The sequence below is a fragment of the Achromobacter piechaudii NBRC 102461 genome (genome assembly GCF_001571245.1).
GTDB lineage: Bacteria > Pseudomonadota > Gammaproteobacteria > Burkholderiales > Burkholderiaceae_B > Achromobacter > Achromobacter piechaudii.
Map to the genome: position 1 here is coordinate 73,565 of NZ_BCTK01000007.1, position 20,574 is coordinate 94,138.

A 20,574-nucleotide genomic window follows, 5' to 3' on the forward strand; every position below is an offset into this window, starting at 1 on the left:
TGTCCTAGGAGACACGCATGGCCACTCGTTCCCGTCAGCAGGCGCTGACGCAAGCGCGCCTGCTGTTCAACCAGCAGGGAGCGGTGCCCGGCGGCATCGTCGCTGAACCCATCTTGCGATCCTGGCGTCGCTGCGCCGACCTGGGCTTCGACATGCGGGGCGTGCGGCGCGCCGAACTCATGACCCAAGGCGAACTGCGCGAGGCCCAGCAGCGCAACGAAGCGCTGCGCCGCCTGTCCGAGCCCGCCTTGTCATACCTGCGCCGCGAGGCAGGAGGCAGCGGCAATCTGGTCATTCTGTCCGACGCTCAGGGGCTGGTGCTCGATAGCGACGGCGATGCGGCGTTTGCCAGCCGCGCCTCGCGCGTGGCGCTGATGCCCGGCGCGCCCTGGGACGAGGCCGCAGCCGGCACCAACGCCATCGGCACGGCGCTGGTCGAGGGCCGCCCGATCACCGTCCATGGCGCGGAACATTACTTTGAACCCAATCGCATCCTGACCTGCGCGGCGGTGCCCATCACCGACAACGAGGGGCGCACGCTGGGCGTGCTGGATTTATCCAGCCAGGCGCGCGACATCCGTCCCGACGTGCTTGAACTGGTGCGCGCGGCGGTGGACATGATCGAACATCGCTTGTTTGAGCAGGCCTATGCGCACCACGCCGTGCTGCGGCTGCACGATGCTCACTCGGGCCTGGGCGCGCCGGGTGAAGGGCTGCTGGCCTTTCAGGGCGATGTGCTGATCGGCGCGAATCGGCGCGCCTTGCAAGCGCTGGGGCTGGCCGCTACGGCATTGGGCGTGTACCGCTATGGCGATGTGTTCGACGGCGAACTTGAACATTGCCCCGACGCCGCTGGCCGCGTGCACACGCGCGCGGGCATGAGCTATCACGCGCGGCTGCGCATGCCGCGCTCGCGTGCGCCGCAACCCGTGACGCCGGCCTTGCCGCCCGTGGGCGCGCCGCGTCCGGCCACGCCCAGTTTCGACGCCGCAACCCTGGGCGCGCTGGCCCGCGCCGTGCATCTGTCGGATGCGGGCGTGTCCATCCTGCTGCAAGGCGAAACGGGCGTAGGCAAAGAAGTGTTTGCGCGGCAGCTGCATGCACGCGGCAAGCGCGCATCCGGCCCCTTCGTGGCGGTGAACTGCGCCGCTTTGCCTGAAAGCCTGATCGAATCCGAACTGTTTGGCTACGAAGAAGGCGCCTTCACCGGCGCGCGCCGGCAAGGCAGCAAGGGCCTGCTGCGCCAGGCGCATGGCGGCGTCTTGTTCCTGGATGAAATCGGCGATATGCCGCTGCTGCTGCAATCGCGCCTGCTGCGCGTGTTGCAAACGCGCGAGGTCTCGCCGTTGGGCGCGGCGCGTCCGGTGCTGGTGGATTTTGCGCTGGTCTGCGCCACCCATCGGCCCTTGGCCCACGAGGGGGCCGACGCGCCGGTACGCCCCGACCTGTATTTCCGTATCGCCGAATACACGGTCACGCTGACGCCGCTGCGCGCGCGACCCGATCGCCTGGAATTGCTGCGCGCATTGTGGGCGGCGCAAGGCCCGGGGCCGGCGCTGCCGCCCGCCATCGAAGCGCGGCTTGCCGCGTATTCGTGGCCGGGCAACTACCGCCAACTGGCGGCGGTGTTGCGCACCTTGCACGTATTGGCCGGCCCGTCGGGCGTGGTGGATGCGGACATGCTGCCCGCTGAACTGTCGCAGCCTTCTGGCGCATGCCGCGCGTTGGAGGCTCCGCCTGCGCCAGACGGCGGGGCGGCGGATCTGCAATCGTTGACGGATGCAGCCATACGCGACGCGCTGGCCGCGCACGGTGGCAATGTCAGCCGCGCCGCGCGTGCATTGGGTGTGCACCGCAGCACGGTGTATCGGCGCGCGGGTACTCTGGGTGCGTCGCGCCCGAGATAGCGTTGCAAGAGGCAGGCAAGGAGCGCGTCGCAAAAACGCGCTGAGAGACGCGCCGGGAGACCCGTCAAAAACGGGCCCTGACCGCTGGCGCTTTAGCCTACGAGGCGCGCGAGTTCCGCGCCGGGGTCCTTGGCGCGCATGAAGGCTTCGCCCACCAAAAAGGCGTTGACCTTGTGGTCGCGCATCAGCTTGACGTCTTCCGGCTTGAGGATGCCGCTTTCAGTCACGACACGCTTGCCCGCGGGAATGTTGGGCAAGAGGTCCAGCGTGTTGTTCAGGCTGGTCTCGAAGGTGCGCAGGTTGCGATTGTTGATGCCCAGAAGCGGCGTCTTCATCGTCAGCGCGACATCGAGTTCGCGTGCGTCATGCACTTCCACCAGCACATCCATGCCCAGTTCCATCGCCAGCGTTTCGTAGTCGCGCAGTTGCGACGGCGTCAATGCGGCCACGATCAGCAGCACGCAGTCAGCACCCATCGCGCGGGCGGCGATGATCTGATACGAATCGATCACGAAATCCTTGCGCAGCACCGGCAGCGAGCAAGCCGCGCGCGCCTGGCGCAAGTGGTCGTGTGAACCCTGGAAAAATTGCACGTCGGTCAGCACCGACAGGCAGGCCGCGCCATGCACGGCATAGGACGAGGCGATCTCTGCGGGGGCGAAGGTGTCGCGCAGCACGCCCTTGGACGGCGATGCTTTCTTGATTTCAGCGATGACGCCGGCCTTGCCCTGCGAAATCTTGTCTTCGATGGCTTGTGCAAAACCGCGCACATCCTGGCGCGCCTGCGCTTCACGCAGGACTTCGGCTTCGCTGCGCATCTGGCGAGCGGCGGCGACTTCCTCAACCTTGACGGCGAGGATCTTCGCGAGAATATCGTTCATTTCTGGAATTTCCGGGTATATGCGCAGAATTCTTCCAGCTTGGCTCGCGCCGCGCCGGTTGCGATCATTTCAAATGCTAGCGCTAAGGCTTCGGGAATGGAATCGGCTTTATTGCCGGCGTAGATGGCCAGGCCTGCATTCAGGGCGACGATGTCGCGGGCCGTGCCCTCGACATTTTCCAGCGCCTCGATGACAAGTTCGCGTGACTGCTCGCGATTGGACACCTTGATGGACCGGTTGGACATCATGGATAGCCCGTAGTCTTCGGGATGGATTTCATATTCCCGTATTTGACCATCTTTCAGCTCGCCCACCAGCGTGGCGCCGCCCAGCGAGGCTTCGTCCATGCCGTCCTTGCCGTGCACCACCAGCACGTGGCGCGAACCCAGGCGTTCCAGCACGCGCACCTGGATGCCGACCAGGTCGGGGTGGAACACACCCATCAGCTGATTCGCGGCGCCTGCCGGATTGGTCAGCGGGCCGAGGATGTTGAAGATGGTACGCACGGCCAGTTCCTTGCGCACGGCCGCCACGTTCTTCATCGCGCCGTGGTGCGCGGGCGCGAACATGAAGCCGATGCCGGTGGCGGCAATGCACTCGGCCACTTCTTCCGGCGACAGGACCAGATTTGCGCCCAGGGCTTCCAGCACGTCGGCGCTGCCGCTGGAGGACGAGGCGCTGCGGTTGCCGTGTTTGGCGATCGGCACGCCGGCCGCCGCTGCCACGAACATGGCGGTGGTCGAGATATTGAAGGTGTGGCTGCCGTCGCCGCCCGTGCCGCACATGTCCAGCAGGTCTTGCGGATTGGGAGTGACTACCGGCGTGGCGAATTCGCGCATGACCTGCGCGGCCGCCGTGATTTCGCCGATGGTTTCCTTTTTCACGCGCAGGCCCATCAAGAGCGCGCTGGCAATCTGCGGCGACATCTCGCCGCGCATCAGCATGCGCATCAGATGCAGCATTTCGTCGTGGAAAATTTCGCGGTGTTCAATGCAGCGCGTCAGGGCTTCGGTGGGGGAAATGGTCACGATGCGTCCTTCTTGTCTTAGGCGAGGTTCAGAAAATTGCGCAGCAGGGCATGGCCGTGTTCGCTGAGCACGGACTCGGGATGAAACTGTACCCCGTACAGCGGCAGGGTCTTGTGACGCACGCCCATGATGTCGCCATCGGGCGCCGTGGCCGTCACTGCCAGGCAGTCGGGCAGGGTGGCGGGGTCGATGGTCAGCGAGTTGTAACGGATCACGGTGTAGGGCGTGGGCAGGTCCTTGAAGATGTCGGTGCCCGTGTGCGAGATCCGCACCGTCTTGCCGTGCATGATCTGCTGCGCGCGCACGATGTCGCCGCCGTAGGCCGCGCCAATTGCCTGATGGCCCAGGCACACGCCCAGGATGGGCTTCTTGCCGGCGAATGCCTGGATCGCGGCGACCGAGATGCCGGCCTCTGCCGGCGAGCACGGGCCGGGCGACACGCAGATGCGGTCCGGGTTCAGCGCGGCGATTTCCTCCAGCGTGATCTGGTCGTTGCGCGCCACGCGCACGTCTTCGCCCAGTTCGCCGAAGTACTGGACCAGGTTGTAGGTAAACGAATCGTAGTTATCAATCATCAACAGCATTTTTTTCTCCGTGCGGGCAGGGGGCGTTCGGCCGTGGCCGGAATCAGATGGGTTCGTCCAGGCCGTGCTGGACCTGCTCGGCGGCACGCAGGACGGCGCGCGCCTTGGCTTCGGTTTCCGCGTATTCGGCTTCGGGGTTGGAATCGGCCACGATGCCGGCCGCGGCCTGCACGTACAACGTGCCGTCCTTGATGACGCCGGTGCGGATGGCGATGGCCACGTCCATTTCACCGCCGTAGCTGAGGTAGCCGGCCGCGCCGCCGTAGATGCCGCGGCGCACGGGTTCGAGTTCGTCGATGATCTTCATGGCCTCGACCTTGGGCGCGCCCGTCAGGGTGCCGGCCGGGAAGGAAGCGCGCAGCACGTCCATGCTGCTCATGCCGGGGTTCAGGTTGCCGGTGACGTTGGACACCAGGTGCATCACGTGCGAATAGCGTTCGATGACCATGGTGTCGCTGACCTTCACGGAGCCCACTTCGGCCACGCGGCCCACGTCATTGCGCGCCAGGTCGATCAGCATGACGTGTTCGGCCACTTCCTTGGGATCGGCCTTCAATTCGGCGGCCAGGGCGGCGTCTTCCTCGGGGGTTGCGCCGCGCTTGCGCGTGCCGGCCAGCGGGCGGATGGTGATCTGCGACTTGGGCACGCCGTTGTCGACGATGCGTTCCTGGCGCACCAGGATCTCGGGCGATGCGCCCACGACCTGGAAATCGCCGAAGTTCCAGAAGTACATGTAGGGCGAGGGGTTCAGCGAGCGCAGCGCGCGGTAGAGCGACAGCGGCGAATCGCGGAAAGGCTTGGCGATGACCTGGCCGATCTGCACCTGCATCAGGTCGCCGGCGGCAATGTGTTCCTTGGCGCGGTGCACGGCCGCCAGATAGTCTTCCTTCTTGAAATCGCGGCGCTCTTCGGTCTGCATGCTGGCGTGGCTGTATGGGATCTCCACGGGGCGTCGCAGGCGGGCGCGCAGATCGAGCAGACGCTGGTGGGCACGGCTGTAGGCTTCGGGCTGGCTGGGATCGGCGTACACCATCAGGTAGATGCGGCCGGCCAGGTTGTCCACGATGACCAATTCGTCCACGTGCATCAGCATCAGGTCAGGAGTACCGCCTTCCATGCCCGCTGGAAACGGTTTGACGGCCGGACCCAGGCAGGGCTCGATGTGGCGCACGGTGTCATAGCCGAAGTAGCCGGCCAGGCCGCCGCAAAAACGCGGCATGCCCGGACGCAGCGCCACCTTGAAGCGGCTTTGGTATTGCTCGATGAAGGCCAGCGGGTCGCCTTCGTGCGTTTCCACGACCTTGCCGTCATGCAGCACTTCCGTCAGCGTGCCGCTGGCGCGGATCACGGTGCGGGCCGGCAGGCCGATGAAGGAATAGCGGCCGAAGCGTTCGCCGCCCACCACGGATTCCATCAGGCAGGTCATGCGGCCGGCCTGAGAACCGGCGTGCGCCAGCTTCAGGTAGATGCCCAGCGGGGTATCCAGGTCAGCGTAGGTTTCGGCCACCAGCGGGATGCGGTTGTAGCCTTGTGCGGCCAGGGCCTTGAATTCGATTTCGGTCATGTCGGGTCTCGTCAGCGATGTTTGATTTGCTTTGGACCGGGAGCACAACAAAAAAGCCCGGTCCAGGTTACTGGTTCCGGGCTTGGCTCTGTGTTTACACAGCTACGGCACTAGGCGGCATACGCGTCCAGGGCCGGGAGGGATCATCGCCACCCGGAAGACAAACGCCACCAGCGCCACGAGGCGCCGAGCATTTGGTTCTGGGGAGAAGCGTTCATTGATCCGGGTATTTTTTGCGGGTTCGTTTTCAGTGTTGCCGACGCAGATCAGGAGGCGATTTTCGCGGCGTTCTGGTTTTGGTTCCAGAGCGCAACCCACTGAGCGGCGTTCACAAGCGTGTCAACTATACCATCGACATCCAGCTCCCGCACGTCACGACCTTCGTTGTAGCCATACGGCACCACCAGCACCTGCGTGCCGGCCGTGCGGCCCGCCTGGGCGTCGTTGATCGAGTCGCCGATGGTGACGGCTTCGGTCACTTCTACGCCCAGCAGGTCGCAGGCATGCAGCACCTGGTCGGGATCCGGCTTGCGGCGCACGCAGGTATCGCCGCAGACGACTGCGTCGAAAAAGCCGGCCAGGCCGGTGCGTTGCAGGAGCGGCAGCGTGAATTCGGTGGGCTTGTTGGTGACCACGGCCAGCTTCAGGCCCTGGTCGCGCATGTGCTTCAAGCCGTCGATCACCCCGGGGTAGATCTGCGCGCGCTCGCCGTTGACCAGGTGATAGTGGCGGTAGAAGGATTCACGCGCCCGGGCGAATTCTTCGGCCGACGGGTCGGGGGCGTCCAGGCTGCCCGCCAGGCTGCGGCGCACAAGGTTGTCCACGCCCTTGCCGACGAACGTGGCGACCACGTCTTCGCGCAGCACGGTCATGCCCAGGTCCACGCGCATGGCGTTGGCGGCGAAGGCCAGGTCGGGGATGGAGTCCAGCAGGGTGCCGTCCAGGTCCAGCAGCGCGGCGCGAAAAGCGGTCATGTCGATGATTCCTGCAACTTAGGCGGCGATGGTTTCGCCAATGGCGATCTGTTCGCGCATGGATTTGATGATGCCGGCGTAATCGGGCTTGCCGAAAATGGCGGAGCCGGCCACGAAGGTGTCGGCGCCGGCGCGGCGGATCTCGGCGATGTTGTCGATTTTGACGCCGCCGTCCACTTGCAGCACGATTTCCTGGCCGCCCGCCTGGGTCCAGGCGTCGATCCGGGCGCGTGCCTCGCGCAGCTTGGTCAGCGTGCCGGGAATGAAGCTCTGGCCGCCAAAGCCCGGGTTCACCGACATGATCAGGATCAGGTCGATCTTGTCCATGACGTAATCCAGGTAGCTCAAGGGAGTGGCCGGGTTGAAGACCAGGCCGGCCTTGCAGCCGTTTTCGCGAATCAGGGACAGCGTGCGGTCCACGTGGCGGCTGGCGTCAGGGTGGAAGCTGATGTAGTCGGCGCCCGCCTTCGCAAACATCGGGACCAGGTCGTCCACCGGCTCGACCATCAGATGCACGTCGATCGGCACCTGCACGTGGGGGCGGATCGCCGCGCACACCATCGGGCCGATGGTCAGGTTGGGGACATAGTGGTTGTCCATCACGTCCACGTGGATCCAGTCGGCGCCAGCGGCGACGACGTTGCGGACTTCCTCGCCCAGGCGGGCGAAGTCAGCCGACAGGATACTGGGGGTGATGCGGGTGGAGGCCGTGGAGGTAGACATGATGTTCGGGATTGGGGAAGGCATAATGTGCCATTATTGCAGCTTGAGGCTCGGGTTCGGGAATGGCCCGGTACCGCGGGTCCGAAATCTGCGTCTTTCAAACGCCCGGCGCCGATCTCCGGCTCGCGCGTCCAGCCACACAGGGAAGGACTGTGAAACCTTACGACCTGAGCGTCTCTGTCTCTCCGCGCTTCGTGCCTGAACAGTCCGATCCCGGCGAACAGCAATTCGTGTTTGCCTATACCGTCCGCATCACCAACACCGGCGAACATCCCGCCCAGGTGATCAGCCGCCACTGGATCATCACCGATGGCAACCAGCGCGTGCAGGAAGTGCGCGGGCTGGGCATCGTGGGCCAGCAACCCTTGCTTGCGCCCGGCGAAACCTTCGAATACACCAGCGGCTGTCCGCTGCCCACCCCCGTGGGCACGATGCGCGGCACCTACCACTGCGTCGGCGAGAACGGCATTCCGTTCGAAGTGCCGATCTCCGAATTCGTCCTGGCCATGCCTCGCACCCTGCATTGAATGGCCCCGCCCGTCGCCCGTTTTTTTCTTAGCTCATGAAGCGCATCCTCTGTCTGTCCCTGCTGCCGATTCTGCTGGCGGCATGCTCCACGCCCTCTGAAATTCCTCCTGGTCCCGGCGAGCCCGGTACGCCCGGCACGCGCGCCCCGGCCGCCGACGGCCCCCTGGTGGTGCCGCCGTTGTCTGCGCTGCCCGATACCCCGCCGCGCGCGCTGGCCGGCAAGTTCAAGGCCGGCACCTGGGCCGAAATGCCCGGCTGGACCGCCGACGACCTGAACCAGTTCTGGCCGCTGTTCCTGCGTAATTGCAAGGGCCTGATGCGGCCGACCAGCGGCAACCTGGCCGCGCCGTCCCGCGCCACCCCGCGCGCCTGGCAGCCCGTATGCGCCGCCGCCGTCGATCCGGCGCGCGCGCCGGCAGCCGGTGACGGCGAAAGCGTGCGCCGCTTCCTGCAAACCTATCTGCAACCGTGGCGCTTGAACGCGCCGGACGGCAAGCCCGCCGCCAACACGGTCACCGGTTACTACGAACCCCTGGTGCGCGGATCGCGTCGCCAGGGCGGCAATTACCAATGGCCGCTGTACGCCGTGCCGGCCGACCTGCTGACCATCGATCTGGGTTCGGTCTATCCCGATCTGGCCGGCAAGCGGGTGCGCGGCAAGCTGGACGGCAAGCGCGTGGTGCCCTACGACACCCGCGCCGCGATCGAATCGTCCGGCCGCAAGCCGCCCGTCGTGGTTTGGGTGGACGACCCGGTGGATAACTTCTTCCTCCAGGTGCAAGGCTCGGGACGCGTCCAGCTGACCGACGGGCCCGATGCCGGCAAGACCATCCGCGTGGCCTATGCCGACCACAACGGCCAACCCTATGCGTCCATCGGCCGCTGGCTGATCGACCGGGGCGAGCTGACCGCCGATCAGGCGTCCATGCAGAACATCCGCGCCTGGGCGCAGCGCAATCCGAAGCGCGTGCCCGAGATGCTGAACGCCAACCCGGCCGTCGTCTTCTTCCGCGAAGAACCGGTCATCGACCCCGAACAGGGGCCGAAGGGCGCGTACGCGATTCCGCTGGCACCCAAGCGCTCGATCGCCGTGGACGCCACCTTCGTGCCCCTGGGCACCCCGGTCTACCTGGCCACCACCTTCCCGGCCTCCGACCGCCCGCTGCAAAGGCTGGTGTTCGCGCAGGACACGGGCACGGCCATCCGGGGCGCCGCGCGCGCCGACTTCTACTGGGGTTATGGCGAAGAGGCCGGCCAACAGGCGGGCCGCATGAAACAACGGGGCCAGATGTGGGTGCTGTGGCCCAAGCAAGCTGGGGAGCCCTCGGCAAGATGAGCCATCAAATCATCGTTTGCGGGGCCGGCATCGTCGGCCTGTCCACCGCCCTGGCTCTGGCCCGGCGCGGTCAGCGCGTCGCCGTGCTGGCGCCGCGTTCGTCCGTGCCCGCGGCTGATCCGAACCATTTCCATCCGCGCGTCTACGCCATCTCGCCCGCCAGCCAGCGTTTCCTGGCGGATCTGGGCGTCTGGGACGCCATGCCCGCCGCCCGGCTGATGCCGGTCCAGGCCATGGAGATCCACGGCGATGCCGACGGGCAGGTCAACCTGAACGCCTGGCAGGCCGCGTTGCCGCAACTGGCCTGGATCGTCGAGTCCGGCGAAATAGAGCGCGTATTGATCCAGGCGGTGCGGATGTTCGGCATCCCCTGGCTGGAAGACCGCTGCACCGGCTATCAGGATGGCGCGGTCGATACCGAAAGCGGCGCGCGTATCCAGGCCGAACTGTTCGTGGGCGCCGATGGCGCGGCCTCGCCGCTGCGCACGGCGGCCGGCTTGAAGCACGACGCCGTCTCGTACAACGACACGGGCCTGGTGGTGCACCTGGACGCCGAGCACGCCCACCACGGCACCGCCATCCAGTGGTTCCGCGACGATGGCGTACTGGCGCTGCTGCCGCTGCCCGACACGGCCGACGGCCCGCAGGTGTCGATGGTGTGGTCCATGCGCAGCGAATTGGCGCAGGCGCTGCTGGCCCTGTCTGCCGACGAGCAATCGGCGCGGCTGGAAACCCTGCTGGCCGATGCGTCCGAGGGCCGGCTGGGCCGGCTGAAAGTGCGCAGCAAGCTGCACGGTTTTCCGCTGACGCTGGAACGCGCGCAGATGGTGGCGCCCGGCATCGCGCTGGCGGGCGACGCCGCGCACCGGCTGCATCCCCTGGCCGGGCAAGGGCTGAACCTGGGTCTGGGCGACGTCGAGGCGCTGGCCCGCACGGTCGCCGGCCGCGAACCCTACCGCTCGGCGGGCGACATCCGCGTGCTGCACCGTTACCAGCGCGCGCGTGCCGAACCGGTGCTGGCGATGCGCCTGGCTACCGACGGGCTGCACAAGCTTTTCGCCTCGCACGCGACCCCGCTGGTGTGGCTGAGAAACGCGGGCATGCACTGGGTGGAAAAGACGCCGCTCATCAAGCGCCGACTGATCGCCGGGGCTTCGGCCAACTGACGCGGCTTTGAGGTTTTCTTTTGGAACCTTGAGAGGCAGAAGGCGTCTGAATAACACTTCTCCTTTCCGCGTGCTCCGGCATTTCGTCGGGCCCGGCTCCCTGCCGGATGAGTTACGCTTTCCCCCAAAGAACACGATAAGTACAGGAGCACCCATGAGTTTCCGCATATCCGCCGCGTTGGCGGCTTGTTTTCTTGCCGGCGGGCTGGGCTTGGCTGCGCCCGCGCCCGCGCTGGCGCAGGCGCCCGCCCAAGGCAAGGCCGTTTCCACGGATTCGGTCGGCCAGCCCGGCAAGGGCGAAAAGAGCGTTTCGACCGCGCAGCTGGACGCCGTCAAGGAACGTTTCGAGCAACGCTTCAATGGCATGGACGTGACCGCCGTGCGCCTGACGCCTTACGGCATTTTCGAAGTGCAGCTGGGCATGGACCTGCTCTACACGGATGAAAAGGTCACCTGGGTCATGGAAGGTCCGTTGATAGACGCCATGACTCGCCGCGATGTCACGCGCGAGGCGCAGGAAAAACTCAGCGCCGTCTCGTTCGACGAGCTGCCGCTGGATCTGGCCATCAAGCAGGTCAAGGGCACCGGCGCGAAAAAGGTCGCTATCTTCGAAGATCCGAACTGCGGCTATTGCAAGCAGCTGCGCAAAACCATGGAAGACCTGACCGACGTCACCGTCTACACCTTCATGTACCCGATTCTTTCGCCGGATTCCAAGGACAAGGTCCGCGATGTCTGGTGCTCGAAAGACCAGGGCAAGACCTGGGACGACTGGATGGTGCGCAACAAGAAGCCGGCCACCGCCAACTGCGACGTGCCTGAAGACAAGCTGCTTGCGCTGGGCCACCGCCTGATGGTGCGTGGCACGCCCACGCTGATCTTTGCCGATGGCGGACGCGTCAGCGGCGCCATTCCGCTGGACCAACTGAAAGAACGCTTGAACTGACCGGCGCGGATCGCGCCGGCCGGGTGGCTGGCGCGGCATGCGCCTTGCCACCCGGAGACGACTCTTGAAAATCGCAATACTCGACGATTACCACGACGTAGCACGGCGTTATGCAGATTGGCCCTCGCTGGGCGGTGACGCCGAGGTGCAGGTCTTCAACAACTTCATTCCGACCGAACAGGTCGAGGCCACGTTGGAGCCCTTCGACGTGATCGTGGCGATGCGCGAACGCACGCCGTTCCCCGCCGAACGCATCCGCGCCTTGCCGCGCCTGCGGCTCTTGATCACCACCGGCATGCGCAACAACGCGATCGACATGCAGGCCTGCACGGAGCAGGGCATCGTCGTCTGCGGCGCGCCCGGCAGCGCCGACGCCAATACCGCCACGGCCGAGCTGGCCTGGGCGCACATCCTGGGTTTATTCAAGCATCTGCCCGCCGAAGACGCGGCCATGCGGCGCGGCATGTGGCAAACCGGCATGCCCGAACCTTTGGCCGGCAAGCGCCTTGGCGTGCTGGGCCTGGGCAAGCTGGGTGCCGCAGTGGCGAAGGTGGGCCTGGCCTTCGGCATGGACGTGGTGGCCTGGAGCCCCAACCTGACGGACGAACGCGCCGAAGCGGCCGGGGTCAAGCGCGTGGACAAGCACACGCTGTTCGCCACGTCCGACGTAGTCAGCCTGCATTTGATCCTGTCCGAACGCAGCCGCCACGTGGTGGACGCGGCCGCGCTGGCCGCGATGAAGCCGACTGCCTATCTGGTGAATACGTCGCGCGCCGGGCTGGTGGACAACGAAGCGCTGATGGACGCGCTGGTGAAATTCCGGCTGGCCGGCGCGGGGCTGGACGTGTATCCCGAAGAGCCCCTGTCGCCTACCGACAGCGTGCGCGACCTGGACAATGTGATCCTGACGCCGCACCTGGGCTACGTCAGCCGAGAGAACTTCGAGGCGTTCTACCAGAACGCCCTGGATGCGGTGAAGGCGTTCCGCGCCGGCAAGCCCATCCGCGTCCTGAACGCGTAGCGCGTCGCGCTGGCGGTGGCGTGGCAAGCGGTCCCGGTACTACCCGGGATCGGCCTCGCCCCAATCGCCTTATCCGCGCGTAAACATCACCTTTTTCTCGACAATGCCGTTCGCCTCGGAGGCTTGCGGCGTATCGCCGCAGGCTTCGTCGGCGTTCTCATCCGGGTCGACCGCGTCGAACGCGGTGTCGCCATTGGCGTCCGGCACGCCCGTGGGCTTCAAGCCGACGAAATCGAACAGGTCGCGGTCCATCAGGTGCGACGGCACCACGCGGGACAAGGCGTTGAACACGTTCCACGAACGGCCCGGATGCTGCTTGTCCCAATCCTTGATCATCCGACCCACTTCCTTGCGCTTCAGGTTTTCCTGAGAGCCGCAAAGATTGCACGGGATGATGGGGAATTGCTTGAGTTCGGCGTAGGCGATCAGGTCCGTCTCGGCTACATAGGCCAGCGGGCGGATCACGGTGTGGCGGCCGTCGTCGGACACCAGCTTGGGCGGCATGCCCTTGGCCTTGCCGCCATAGAACAGGTTCAGGAAGAACGTGGCCAGGATGTCGTCGCGGTGGTGGCCCAGCGCGATCTTCGTGGCGCCCAGTTCAGAGGCGACGCGGTACAGGATGCCGCGCCGCAAGCGCGAACAGAGCGAGCACATCGTCTTGCCTTCTTCCAGCACGCGCGTGACGATGGAATACGTGTCCTGCGTCTCGATGTGGAAGGGCACGCCCAGATCTTTCAGATACTGGGGCAGGATGTGGTCGGGAAAACCGGGCTGCTTCTGGTCCAGGTTGACGGCAATCAGCTCGAACTTGAACGGCGCGCGCTTTTGCAGTTGCAGCAGGATGTCCAGCATCGCATAGGAATCCTTGCCGCCCGACAGGCAGACCATCACGCGGTCGCCTTCTTCGATCATGTTGTAGTCGGACAGGGCGCGCGTCGTTTCGCGCGCCAGGCGCTTGGTCAGCTTGTTGCCTTCGTGGCGGGCCTTTTCTTCGGCTTCGGTGCGAAAGCGGACGGCGGGGGGCGGGGCGATATCGTTCATGGTCAACGCGTGATCTGGATTTCCACGCCTACCGCCGCGCAGTCGGAAAAGGCCATGGGCTTGCTGATGCGCAAGCGCAGCGAGCGGATTTCCTGGAAGTCGGCCAACAGGCGCGCGGCGACTTGTTCGGACAGGGTTTCGATCAGGTTCACATGCGCCTGCGTGCATTCCTCGACGATGGCCTCGCGCAGACGGCGGTAGTCCAGCACGCTGTGGATATCGTGGTCGTCCACCGAACGCTGGATGTCCACATCGAACTCGGCGTCGACATGCAGGGGCTGGGTGGCGCGGCGCTCGTGTTCGAGGATGCCGATGCGGGCGTCGAGCGCAAGCCCGGAAAGGATGATGCGACGTGTGGGCATGATGAAAACCTGGGTGGGACAGCCGGAATTGTAAGGGGACGGCGGATCGGGGGCGGCGCGCTGGCTACAATTGCGCCACGTCCGGGCGCCCGTGAGGCGCCGGCGCGGTCGATAAGGGTGGAAATGCAACACATGCACGATGCGGTCATTGTAGGCGGCGGCCCGGCCGGCGCGTCCTGCGCCCTCTGGCTGGCCAGGCTTGGTTTGTCCCCAATATTAATCGAGGCCAGCGCCCAGCTGGGCGGCCTGGCCCAGGACAACCCGTTCGCCGACGACTGGATCGCCGTGCTGCCCGGGATGACCGGTCAACAGGTGGCCGCCAACATCGACACCAGCGTGCGCGCCGCCAATGTGCCGCTGCGCATGCAGACCCGCGTCGTCGACGTGCTGCCCTGCAAGGGCGGCATCCAGGCCACGCTGGCCGCCGCCGACGGCAGCCAGAGCCAGGTGCGGGGCCGCGCGCTGGTCATTGCTTCGGGCGTGCGCGCCAAGGGGTTGCCGGATCATCCTGCCGGCGCGTCGTGGCCTGGCGTGCTGGTCGGGCCGGGCTCGCCCATCGTCGCGCAAGACTATTCCGGCCTGTCGGTAGCGGTGCTGGGCGGCGGCGACAACGCCTTTGAAAACTACGTCTATGTGCGCAATCGCGGCGCCCGCGCCGTGCATCTGTATGCCCGCAGCGTCCGCGCCCAGCAGCAATGGGTCACGCGAGCCGGCCGCGAAGGCGTGCGCATCGGCCCCTACACCGTCGACCCCGCCCGCCGCAGCGTCGACGGCCAGCAGTACGACCTGATCCTGGTGTTCTACGGCTGGGAGCCGCAAGCCGCATTCGCCGATGGCCTGCAACTGGCGCGCGACGAGCGCGGCTACATCCGCACCGACTTCGCCACCGCGCAGACCAGCGTGCCGGACATCTACGCCATCGGCGAAGTGGCCCACCGCATGCATCCCTGCGTGGTGACGTCGATGGCCGATGGCGTGGTGGCGGCCAAGGCCATCCAGCGCCGCTGGGAACGCGCGGGCGACTGAACCCGCAAGGCATGCGTCTTCCGGCGCAGCGCGGTCGGGCTGATCGTCCCGATGCGGCTTGCCCCGCGCGGCGTTAAGCGCAGGCGAAGCCTGTCCTCCAGATTGCAGAATTGGCATTTGCCTGCGCGGCGCACACACTTGCCCGACAAGTTGGTCATCCATGACCGCGTTCGGAGACAAGCATGTTGCAAGCGCATCGCTGGCTGGCCGCGGGCGTGGTGGCAGCCGCCATCGCGGCTCCGGCCCATGCCGCCTGGCCGGATCGGCCGATCACCCTGATCATTCCGGCAGCGCCCGGCGGCACCACCGACATCTCGGCGCGGCTGATCGCCGACAAGCTCGCGGGCAAGCTGGGCCAGCAGATCATCGTCGAGAACCGCGCCGGTGCGGCCGGCATCATCGGCGCGCAGACGCTGGCGCGCGCCAAGCCCGACGGCTACACGCTGCTGATGGGCAACATCGGACCCAACGCCATCAACTACGCGCTGTACAAAACGCTGCCCTACCAGGCCGCCGATTTCGCTCCGGTCACGCTGGTGATCTCGGTGCCCAACGTGCTGGTCGTGAATGCGGCATCGCCCGTGCGCAGCGTCGCCGACCTGCAGGCGCAAGCTCGGCGCGATCCGACGCAGGTGTCGTTCGGCAGCTCCGGCGCGGGTCAATCGCCGCATCTGTCTGGCGAACTCTTCAAGCAACGCGCGGGCGTGGCCGGCACGCATATTCCGTACAAGGGCGCGGGCCCCGCCGTGGCCGCGCTGCTGGGCCAGCAGTTCACCTTCATGATCGACAACCTGCCCAGTTCGATGCCCTACATCCAGTCGGGCAAGCTGCGCGCGCTGGCCGTCACCAGCGATCAGCGGCTGGCCGAGTTGCCGGACGTGCCCACGATGGCCGAGGCCGGCGTGCGCGACATGGTGGTCACCGCTTGGTTCGGATTGATCGCGCCGGCCGGCACCCCACCAGAGGTGATCGACAAACTCTACGCCGCCACGCGCGACGTGGTGCGCAGCCCTGACATCAGCGGCCGCTTCAAGTCCATGGGCGGCCAGGCGGGCGGCAACACGCCGGCTGAATTCTCGGCCTTCATCGACCAGGAACGCACGCGCTGGAAACAGATCGTGGACACGGCCGGACTGGCCCAGGAGCAATAGATGATCGACAAGATCCAAGCGTCCATGGCCGAGGCCGTGGATGCCATTCCCGATGGCGCATCCGTGTTGGTGGGCGGCTTCGGCGAGGCGGGCGTGCCCTACGAATTACTGCAATGCCTGGCCGATTCGGGGAGGCGCGACCTGACCATCATCTCGAACAATGCCGGCACCTTTGAACGCGGTATCGCCGCGCTGCTGATCCGCAAGCAGGTCAGAAAAATCATCTGCTCGCATCCCCGACCGCCCAATTCCGAGGCCTTCGCGCGCGCCTATCGCGCCGGCGAGGTCGAATTGGAATGCGTGCCGCAAGGCACCCTGGCCGAACGGCTGCGCGCGGCGGGCGCGGGCCTGGGGCCGTTCTACACGCCTACCGGCTACGGCACCGAGCTGGCAGAAGGCCGCAAACAGGAAGTGATCGACGGCGTGGGCTACGTGCTCGAACAACCGCTGCGCGGCGACTATGCCTTGATACGCGCTCACCTGGGCGACCGCTGGGGCAACCTGATGTACCGCCACGCGGCGCGCAACTTCAATCCGGTGATGTGCATGGCGGCCGGCCACGCCATCGCGCAGGTGGACGAGATCGTGCCGCTGGGCACGTTCGTGCCGGAACAGGTCATGACGCAGGGCATCTTCGTCAAATCCGTGGTGCGGGTGGAGGGCTGACATGCAGGGTACGCAAATGCAAACGCAAGGCACGCAATTGCACAACACGCAGTCGCAGCAGCCCGTCGCCGGCTTGACCCGCCAGCAGATCGCGCAACTGCTGGCCAGCGACATCCCCGATGGTTCCATCGTGAACCTGGGCATCGGCATGCCGACGCTGGTGGGCGACTATCTTCCGCCCGACAAAGACATCCTGCTGCATAGCGAAAACGGCATCCTGGGCATGGGCCCGGCCGCCAGCGGCAAGGACGTGGACCCCGACCTGATCAACGCCAGCCGCCAACCCATCACCTTGCTGGATGGCGCGTCCATCACGGAGCACACGGTGTCGTTCGCGATGATGCGCGGCGGCCATCTGGACTATGCCGTGCTGGGTGCGTTCCAGGTATCCGAAAAAGGCGATCTGGCCAACTGGAAGACCGACGCGGCCGACGCCATTCCCGCCGTGGGCGGCGCGATGGACCTGGCGGTGGGCGCCAAGCAGGTGCTGGTCACGATGGAGCATCGGGGCCGCGACGGTACGCCGAAGCTGCTGCGGCAGTGCTCCTATCCGCTGACCGGCAAGGGCGTGGTGACACGCATCTACACCGATCTGGCGGTGATCGACGTGACGCCCGCGGGCTTGGCGGTCCATGCGATGGTCGCCGGCGTCACCGAAGCCTTTCTGCGCTCGGTGACCGAGGCGCCGCTGATCTTTCCCGCCGCGCCGCGCACGATCGTGCTGGATCCGGCTGGCGCGCCGCGCTACGCCTGACGCGTTGAGCCCTGCCTGGGCAAGGAGACTTCGATGATTCGTTCAATGCTGGCCGCAACCGTGCTTGGCCTGGCGGCCATGAGTGGCGCGCATGCCGCGTCCACCTATCCCGACAAGCCCATCACGCTGTTGATTCCGTATCCTCCGGGCGGCAGCGCCGACATGCTCGCGCGGCCGCTGGGCGCGGAGTTGCAGAAGAAGTGGGGCCAGCCGGTGGTGCTGGAATACAAGCCGGGCGCGGGCGGGGCAATCGCGTCGGCGCAACTGGCGCGGGCCAAGCCCGATGGCTACACCTTGCTGATGGTGCTGGCAGCGCATGCCATCAACCCCAGCCTGTACCCCTCGCTGCCGTACGACACGAAGAAGGATTTTGCGCCGGTATCGTTGGTGGCGACCTTGCCCATGCTGGTGGCCGCTCCGTTGTCCACGCCCGCCAACACCATTCCCGAACTAATCGCCTATGGCAAAAGCCATCCGGGCAAACTCAGTTTCGCGTCGGCCGGCAACGGCAATACCAGCCATCTGGCCGCCGAGATGTTCAAGAACCAGACCGGTGTCGACATGATGCACGTGCCGTACAAAGGTAGCGGTCCGGCCGTCGTCGCCCTGCTGGGCGGCGAGGTGTCGTTGATGTTCGACAGCATTTCGACGTCGCTGCCGCAGGTGCAGGCGGGCAAGCTGAAGGCCATCGCGGTCACGGGCGAACGCCGCTCGCCTTTGCTGCCGGACGTGCCGACCGTTGCGGAAAGCGTGCCGGGTTTCGTGGTGAACGGCTGGTATGGCGTGCTGGCGCCGGCAGGCACGCCGCCCGCGGTGGTCAACGCCTTGAGCCAGGGCATTGCCCAGGCCGTGGCGGTGCCCGCGCTCAAGCAGCAGTTGGCGGGCTATGGCTACGAGACGGTGGGCTCTACGCCGGAAGCCTTCGCCAGCCATATCAACCGTGAACTGCAAACCTGGAAGCAGGCGGTCGAGCGCTCGGGCGCTAAGGTGAATTGAGGCGTCGGGGCGCGTCGGGCGTGGCCCGCTCCGCGCACTCCGGTCAGCGCGCGGTGTTCTGAACGCTTCACCAGTCGCACCCCGCTCGGCGCGCCCCGCTCGGCGCGCCCCGCTCGGCGCGCCCCGCCAGTCGCACCCCGCTCGCCCTACACCGTCAACACGCAGTCCAGCGCTTCGGGCGCATTCAGCTTCACGCGGAAGGCGCGCAGCTCGTCGCGGCGGAACACATGCACCATCACGCGGTCGCCGGGCAGGTATTGCGACAGCAGCATGTCCAGGCCCGACGGCGCGTCCACCCGCAAACCATCCAGCGCCACCAGCACGTCACCCGCCGACAGCCCGCCCCGGTGGCCCGCGCCGCCTTCCAGCACGGCGGCGAGCGTCAGCGCGTCTCCTTGCTTGCGCGTGCGCACATCCAGCGTCGGAATGTTCACGGACGTTTTCCATTGCAGCGTGATGCCCTGTTCGGCCAGCAGCTCGGCCAGGGGCACGTCGGCCGTGCCATAGGCGTAGCGCGCGATGAAGCGGCGCGTGTCGACGCCGGTGGCTTCCTGGATCAGCCCGGGCAGCGCGTCTTCGGGCAGGCCTTGCGGCTTGCCTTGATAGAAGTCGCGGCCATAGCGGTCCCACAACAACCGCATGACGTCGTCCAGCGAATGCACGCCACGGCTTTCCCGGCGGATCAGCAGGTCCAGGCCCAGCGCCACCAGTGCACCCTTGGTGTAGTAGCTGACCAGCGCATTCGGTGAGTTTTCGTCCTGCTTGTAGTAGCGGGTCCAGGCGTCGAACGAGCTTTCCGCCACCGACTGCTTGGCGCGGCCCGGCGTGCGGGCCACGCTGGTGATGGTCTTGGCCAGCAGACGCAGATATTCCGATTGAGAGATTGCGCCCGAGCGCAGCAACAGCAAATCGTCGTAGTAAGACGTGAAGCCTTCGAACACCCACAGCAGGCGCGTCAGATCGGGCTGTTCAAGATGGTAGGGCGCGAACGCCTGGGGCTTGATCCGCTTGACGTTCCAGGTGTGGAAGTATTCATGGCTGACCAGGCCCAGAAAGCCGCGATAGCCTTCGCCCTGGCCTTGCTGGCCCAGCACGGGCAGGTCCTTGCGCGCCGTCATCAACGCAGTGCTGGCGCGATGTTCCAGACCGCCGTAGCCGTCGCCCGTCACCATCGTCATGAAGACGTAGCGGTTGGCGCTGTCCAGGAAGGGCGCGCGTTTGGTGCGCGGTTCGAAGAATTCGATCTGGGTGTCGCAGATTTTTTTCACATCGGCGGCGATGCGCGCCAGATCCAGATTGGGCGCGACGCCCGTGAAGACAAGCTCGTGCTCGGCGCCATGCGACGTGAAGCGGGCCACCTGCGGCGTGCCCATCTCGACCGGGTGGTCGATCAGCGCATCGTAGTCGGGGGCCAGGTACAGCCCGAAGCCGTGCCGCCGCGCGGCGCCCTTGTGGCCCGCCGCTTCCGGCAGGCTGGTGTAGACCTTCCAGCCGTCGATGCCGCGCGGGGGAGCAAGGTCGAGCAGGCAGGGCAGGTGGTCCTGGCCATGCACGCGCAGAAAGACACTGGTGCCGTTGAAAAAGCCGTGCGTCTCGTCCAGGTGCGCGCCGCGTACCGACAGGTCCCAGGCATAGACCACGTATTCCACCCGCAATGGGCCGTCGATGGGCGCGGCCTGCCAGGTGTGGTTATCGATTTTGTCGACATGCACGCGGCGCGATCCCGCATAAGCCGCCAGGGATTCGATCTGCCGTGAGAAGTCGCGGATCAGATAGCTGCCCGGAATCCAGGCCGGCAACGACAAGCGCTGGCCGTCGGGCGAGGGGGCGTCAATCGTTAGGGTTATCCGGTAGCGGTGTCCGGCCGGGTCAAAGGGCGTCAGGCGGTAAAGTACGGGGCAAGCGTTGTCTTTTTTCATG

20 protein-coding genes are annotated in these 20,574 nt (G+C 66.1%); 11 read left to right on the forward strand and 9 right to left on the reverse strand.

The features are described from left to right. Nucleotides 1-17 precede the first annotated feature (17 nt). Nucleotides 18-1,907: a sigma-54-dependent Fis family transcriptional regulator gene (locus API01S_RS18085; RefSeq protein ID WP_061305699.1), complete on the forward strand. Its 1,890-nt coding sequence runs from the start codon at nt 18-20 to the stop codon at nt 1,905-1,907. A gap of 92 nt (nt 1,908-1,999) precedes the next feature. Here the strand turns inward: API01S_RS18085 and trpC are convergent, their stop codons facing one another. The 6 genes from trpC to rpe form a co-directional block, all read right to left on the reverse strand. Beyond that, on the reverse strand, nt 2,000-2,788 hold the full coding sequence (gene trpC / locus API01S_RS18090) for an indole-3-glycerol phosphate synthase TrpC (protein WP_006217031.1): 789 nt from the start codon (nt 2,786-2,788) through the stop codon (nt 2,000-2,002). Beyond that, nucleotides 2,785-3,816, reverse strand: a complete 1,032-nt coding sequence (trpD, locus tag API01S_RS18095; protein WP_050730521.1) for an anthranilate phosphoribosyltransferase — start codon at nt 3,814-3,816, stop codon at nt 2,785-2,787. Before trpD ends, trpC begins: the two co-directional genes overlap by 4 nt. A 17-nt stretch (nt 3,817-3,833) precedes the next feature. Further along, nucleotides 3,834-4,400 carry an aminodeoxychorismate/anthranilate synthase component II gene (locus API01S_RS18100; protein ID WP_006217033.1) on the reverse strand — a complete coding sequence of 189 codons (567 nt, stop codon included), beginning with the start codon at nt 4,398-4,400 and terminating at the stop codon, nt 3,834-3,836. A gap of 43 nt (nt 4,401-4,443) precedes the next feature. Beyond that, on the reverse strand, nt 4,444-5,964 hold the full coding sequence (gene trpE / locus API01S_RS18105) for an anthranilate synthase component I (protein ID WP_061305701.1): 1,521 nt from the start codon (nt 5,962-5,964) through the stop codon (nt 4,444-4,446). Nucleotides 5,965-6,230: 266 nt separating this feature from the next. Continuing rightward, nucleotides 6,231-6,938: a phosphoglycolate phosphatase gene (locus tag API01S_RS18110; protein ID WP_006217035.1), complete on the reverse strand. Its 708-nt coding sequence runs from the start codon at nt 6,936-6,938 to the stop codon at nt 6,231-6,233. Nucleotides 6,939-6,956: 18 nt separating this feature from the next. After that, nucleotides 6,957-7,685: a ribulose-phosphate 3-epimerase gene (rpe, locus tag API01S_RS18115; RefSeq protein WP_006217036.1), complete on the reverse strand. Its 729-nt coding sequence runs from the start codon at nt 7,683-7,685 to the stop codon at nt 6,957-6,959. A gap of 128 nt (nt 7,686-7,813) precedes the next feature. On the opposite strand from rpe, the gene apaG reads away from it, so the two are divergent. The 5 genes from apaG to API01S_RS18140 all read left to right on the forward strand — a co-directional run bounded on the left by apaG (nt 7,814) and on the right by API01S_RS18140 (nt 12,658). Beyond that, a complete protein-coding gene (apaG, locus tag API01S_RS18120) occupies nt 7,814-8,188 on the forward strand; it encodes a Co2+/Mg2+ efflux protein ApaG (protein WP_039882644.1) in 375 nt (124 codons plus the stop codon). Nucleotides 8,189-8,223: 35 nt separating this feature from the next. Then, nucleotides 8,224-9,525: a murein transglycosylase A gene (mltA, locus tag API01S_RS18125; RefSeq protein WP_050730523.1), complete on the forward strand. Its 1,302-nt coding sequence runs from the start codon at nt 8,224-8,226 to the stop codon at nt 9,523-9,525. After that, entirely contained in the window at nt 9,522-10,691 is a 1,170-nt protein-coding gene (locus tag API01S_RS18130; RefSeq protein WP_061305703.1) for a UbiH/UbiF family hydroxylase, read from the forward strand. The genes mltA and API01S_RS18130 overlap by 4 nt, the downstream gene beginning before the upstream one ends. Before the next feature lie 154 nt (nt 10,692-10,845). Then, nucleotides 10,846-11,637: a DsbC family protein gene (locus API01S_RS18135; protein WP_061305705.1), complete on the forward strand. Its 792-nt coding sequence runs from the start codon at nt 10,846-10,848 to the stop codon at nt 11,635-11,637. Nucleotides 11,638-11,701: 64 nt separating this feature from the next. Next, nucleotides 11,702-12,658, forward strand: coding sequence for a D-2-hydroxyacid dehydrogenase family protein (locus tag API01S_RS18140; protein ID WP_039882647.1), 957 nt, complete (start codon nt 11,702-11,704; stop codon nt 12,656-12,658). 69 nt (nt 12,659-12,727) lie between these two features. On the opposite strand, the gene ttcA is transcribed toward API01S_RS18140, so the two are convergent. Together ttcA and folB are read right to left on the reverse strand one after the other, a co-directional pair. Further along, on the reverse strand, nt 12,728-13,699 hold the full coding sequence (gene ttcA, locus API01S_RS18145; protein WP_061305707.1) for a tRNA 2-thiocytidine(32) synthetase TtcA: 972 nt from the start codon (nt 13,697-13,699) through the stop codon (nt 12,728-12,730). Between the two features lie 2 nt (nt 13,700-13,701). Further along, nucleotides 13,702-14,061 carry a dihydroneopterin aldolase gene (gene folB, locus API01S_RS18150; protein WP_006217044.1) on the reverse strand — a complete coding sequence of 120 codons (360 nt, stop codon included), beginning with the start codon at nt 14,059-14,061 and terminating at the stop codon, nt 13,702-13,704. A gap of 123 nt (nt 14,062-14,184) precedes the next feature. Here folB and API01S_RS18155 point away from each other — a divergent pair, with 123 nt between their 5' ends. From API01S_RS18155 to API01S_RS18175, 5 genes are all read left to right on the forward strand, one after another. After that, nucleotides 14,185-15,087 carry an NAD(P)/FAD-dependent oxidoreductase gene (locus API01S_RS18155; RefSeq protein WP_050730527.1) on the forward strand — a complete coding sequence of 301 codons (903 nt, stop codon included), beginning with the start codon at nt 14,185-14,187 and terminating at the stop codon, nt 15,085-15,087. Between the two features lie 182 nt (nt 15,088-15,269). After that, nucleotides 15,270-16,238: a Bug family tripartite tricarboxylate transporter substrate binding protein gene (locus tag API01S_RS18160; protein ID WP_061305710.1), complete on the forward strand. Its 969-nt coding sequence runs from the start codon at nt 15,270-15,272 to the stop codon at nt 16,236-16,238. Continuing rightward, entirely contained in the window at nt 16,239-16,904 is a 666-nt protein-coding gene (locus tag API01S_RS18165; protein WP_006217047.1) for a 3-oxoacid CoA-transferase subunit A, read from the forward strand. Between the two features lie 16 nt (nt 16,905-16,920). Then, the gene (locus API01S_RS18170; protein WP_061305861.1) at nt 16,921-17,658 is read left to right on the forward strand and encodes a 3-oxoacid CoA-transferase subunit B; all 738 of its coding nucleotides are present in this window, start codon (nt 16,921-16,923) and stop codon (nt 17,656-17,658) included. Between the two features lie 33 nt (nt 17,659-17,691). Further along, nucleotides 17,692-18,654, forward strand: coding sequence for a Bug family tripartite tricarboxylate transporter substrate binding protein (locus API01S_RS18175; RefSeq protein ID WP_061305713.1), 963 nt, complete (start codon nt 17,692-17,694; stop codon nt 18,652-18,654). A gap of 146 nt (nt 18,655-18,800) precedes the next feature. On the opposite strand, the gene API01S_RS18180 is transcribed toward API01S_RS18175, so the two are convergent. Beyond that, nucleotides 18,801-20,573 carry a M61 family metallopeptidase gene (locus API01S_RS18180; RefSeq protein ID WP_061305714.1) on the reverse strand — a complete coding sequence of 591 codons (1,773 nt, stop codon included), beginning with the start codon at nt 20,571-20,573 and terminating at the stop codon, nt 18,801-18,803. Between the last annotated feature and the right edge of the window lies 1 nt (nt 20,574).

Bases quoted from the DNA above. Each gene is read 5' to 3' on its own strand.
- trpC (WP_006217031.1), bottom strand. From the start codon at position 2,788: ATGAACGATATTCTCGCGAAGATCCTCGCCGTCAAGGTTGAGGAAGTC.
- mltA (WP_050730523.1), top strand. From the start codon at position 8,224: ATGAAGCGCATCCTCTGTCTGTCCCTGCTGCCGATTCTGCTGGCGGCA.
- API01S_RS18100 (WP_006217033.1), bottom strand. From the start codon at position 4,400: ATGCTGTTGATGATTGATAACTACGATTCGTTTACCTACAACCTGGTC.
- API01S_RS18155 (WP_050730527.1), top strand. From the start codon at position 14,185: ATGCAACACATGCACGATGCGGTCATTGTAGGCGGCGGCCCGGCCGGC.
- API01S_RS18175 (WP_061305713.1), top strand. From the start codon at position 17,692: ATGATTCGTTCAATGCTGGCCGCAACCGTGCTTGGCCTGGCGGCCATG.
- API01S_RS18160 (WP_061305710.1), top strand. From the start codon at position 15,270: ATGTTGCAAGCGCATCGCTGGCTGGCCGCGGGCGTGGTGGCAGCCGCC.
- API01S_RS18170 (WP_061305861.1), top strand. From the start codon at position 16,921: ATGCAAACGCAAGGCACGCAATTGCACAACACGCAGTCGCAGCAGCCC.
- API01S_RS18110 (WP_006217035.1), bottom strand. From the start codon at position 6,938: ATGACCGCTTTTCGCGCCGCGCTGCTGGACCTGGACGGCACCCTGCTG.
- API01S_RS18085 (WP_061305699.1), top strand. From the start codon at position 18: ATGGCCACTCGTTCCCGTCAGCAGGCGCTGACGCAAGCGCGCCTGCTG.
- API01S_RS18130 (WP_061305703.1), top strand. From the start codon at position 9,522: ATGAGCCATCAAATCATCGTTTGCGGGGCCGGCATCGTCGGCCTGTCC.
- API01S_RS18180 (WP_061305714.1), bottom strand. From the start codon at position 20,573: ATGAAAAAAGACAACGCTTGCCCCGTACTTTACCGCCTGACGCCCTTT.
- folB (WP_006217044.1), bottom strand. From the start codon at position 14,061: ATGCCCACACGTCGCATCATCCTTTCCGGGCTTGCGCTCGACGCCCGC.
- API01S_RS18135 (WP_061305705.1), top strand. From the start codon at position 10,846: ATGAGTTTCCGCATATCCGCCGCGTTGGCGGCTTGTTTTCTTGCCGGC.
- API01S_RS18165 (WP_006217047.1), top strand. From the start codon at position 16,239: ATGATCGACAAGATCCAAGCGTCCATGGCCGAGGCCGTGGATGCCATT.
- rpe (WP_006217036.1), bottom strand. From the start codon at position 7,685: ATGCCTTCCCCAATCCCGAACATCATGTCTACCTCCACGGCCTCCACC.
- trpE (WP_061305701.1), bottom strand. From the start codon at position 5,964: ATGACCGAAATCGAATTCAAGGCCCTGGCCGCACAAGGCTACAACCGC.
- ttcA (WP_061305707.1), bottom strand. From the start codon at position 13,699: ATGAACGATATCGCCCCGCCCCCCGCCGTCCGCTTTCGCACCGAAGCC.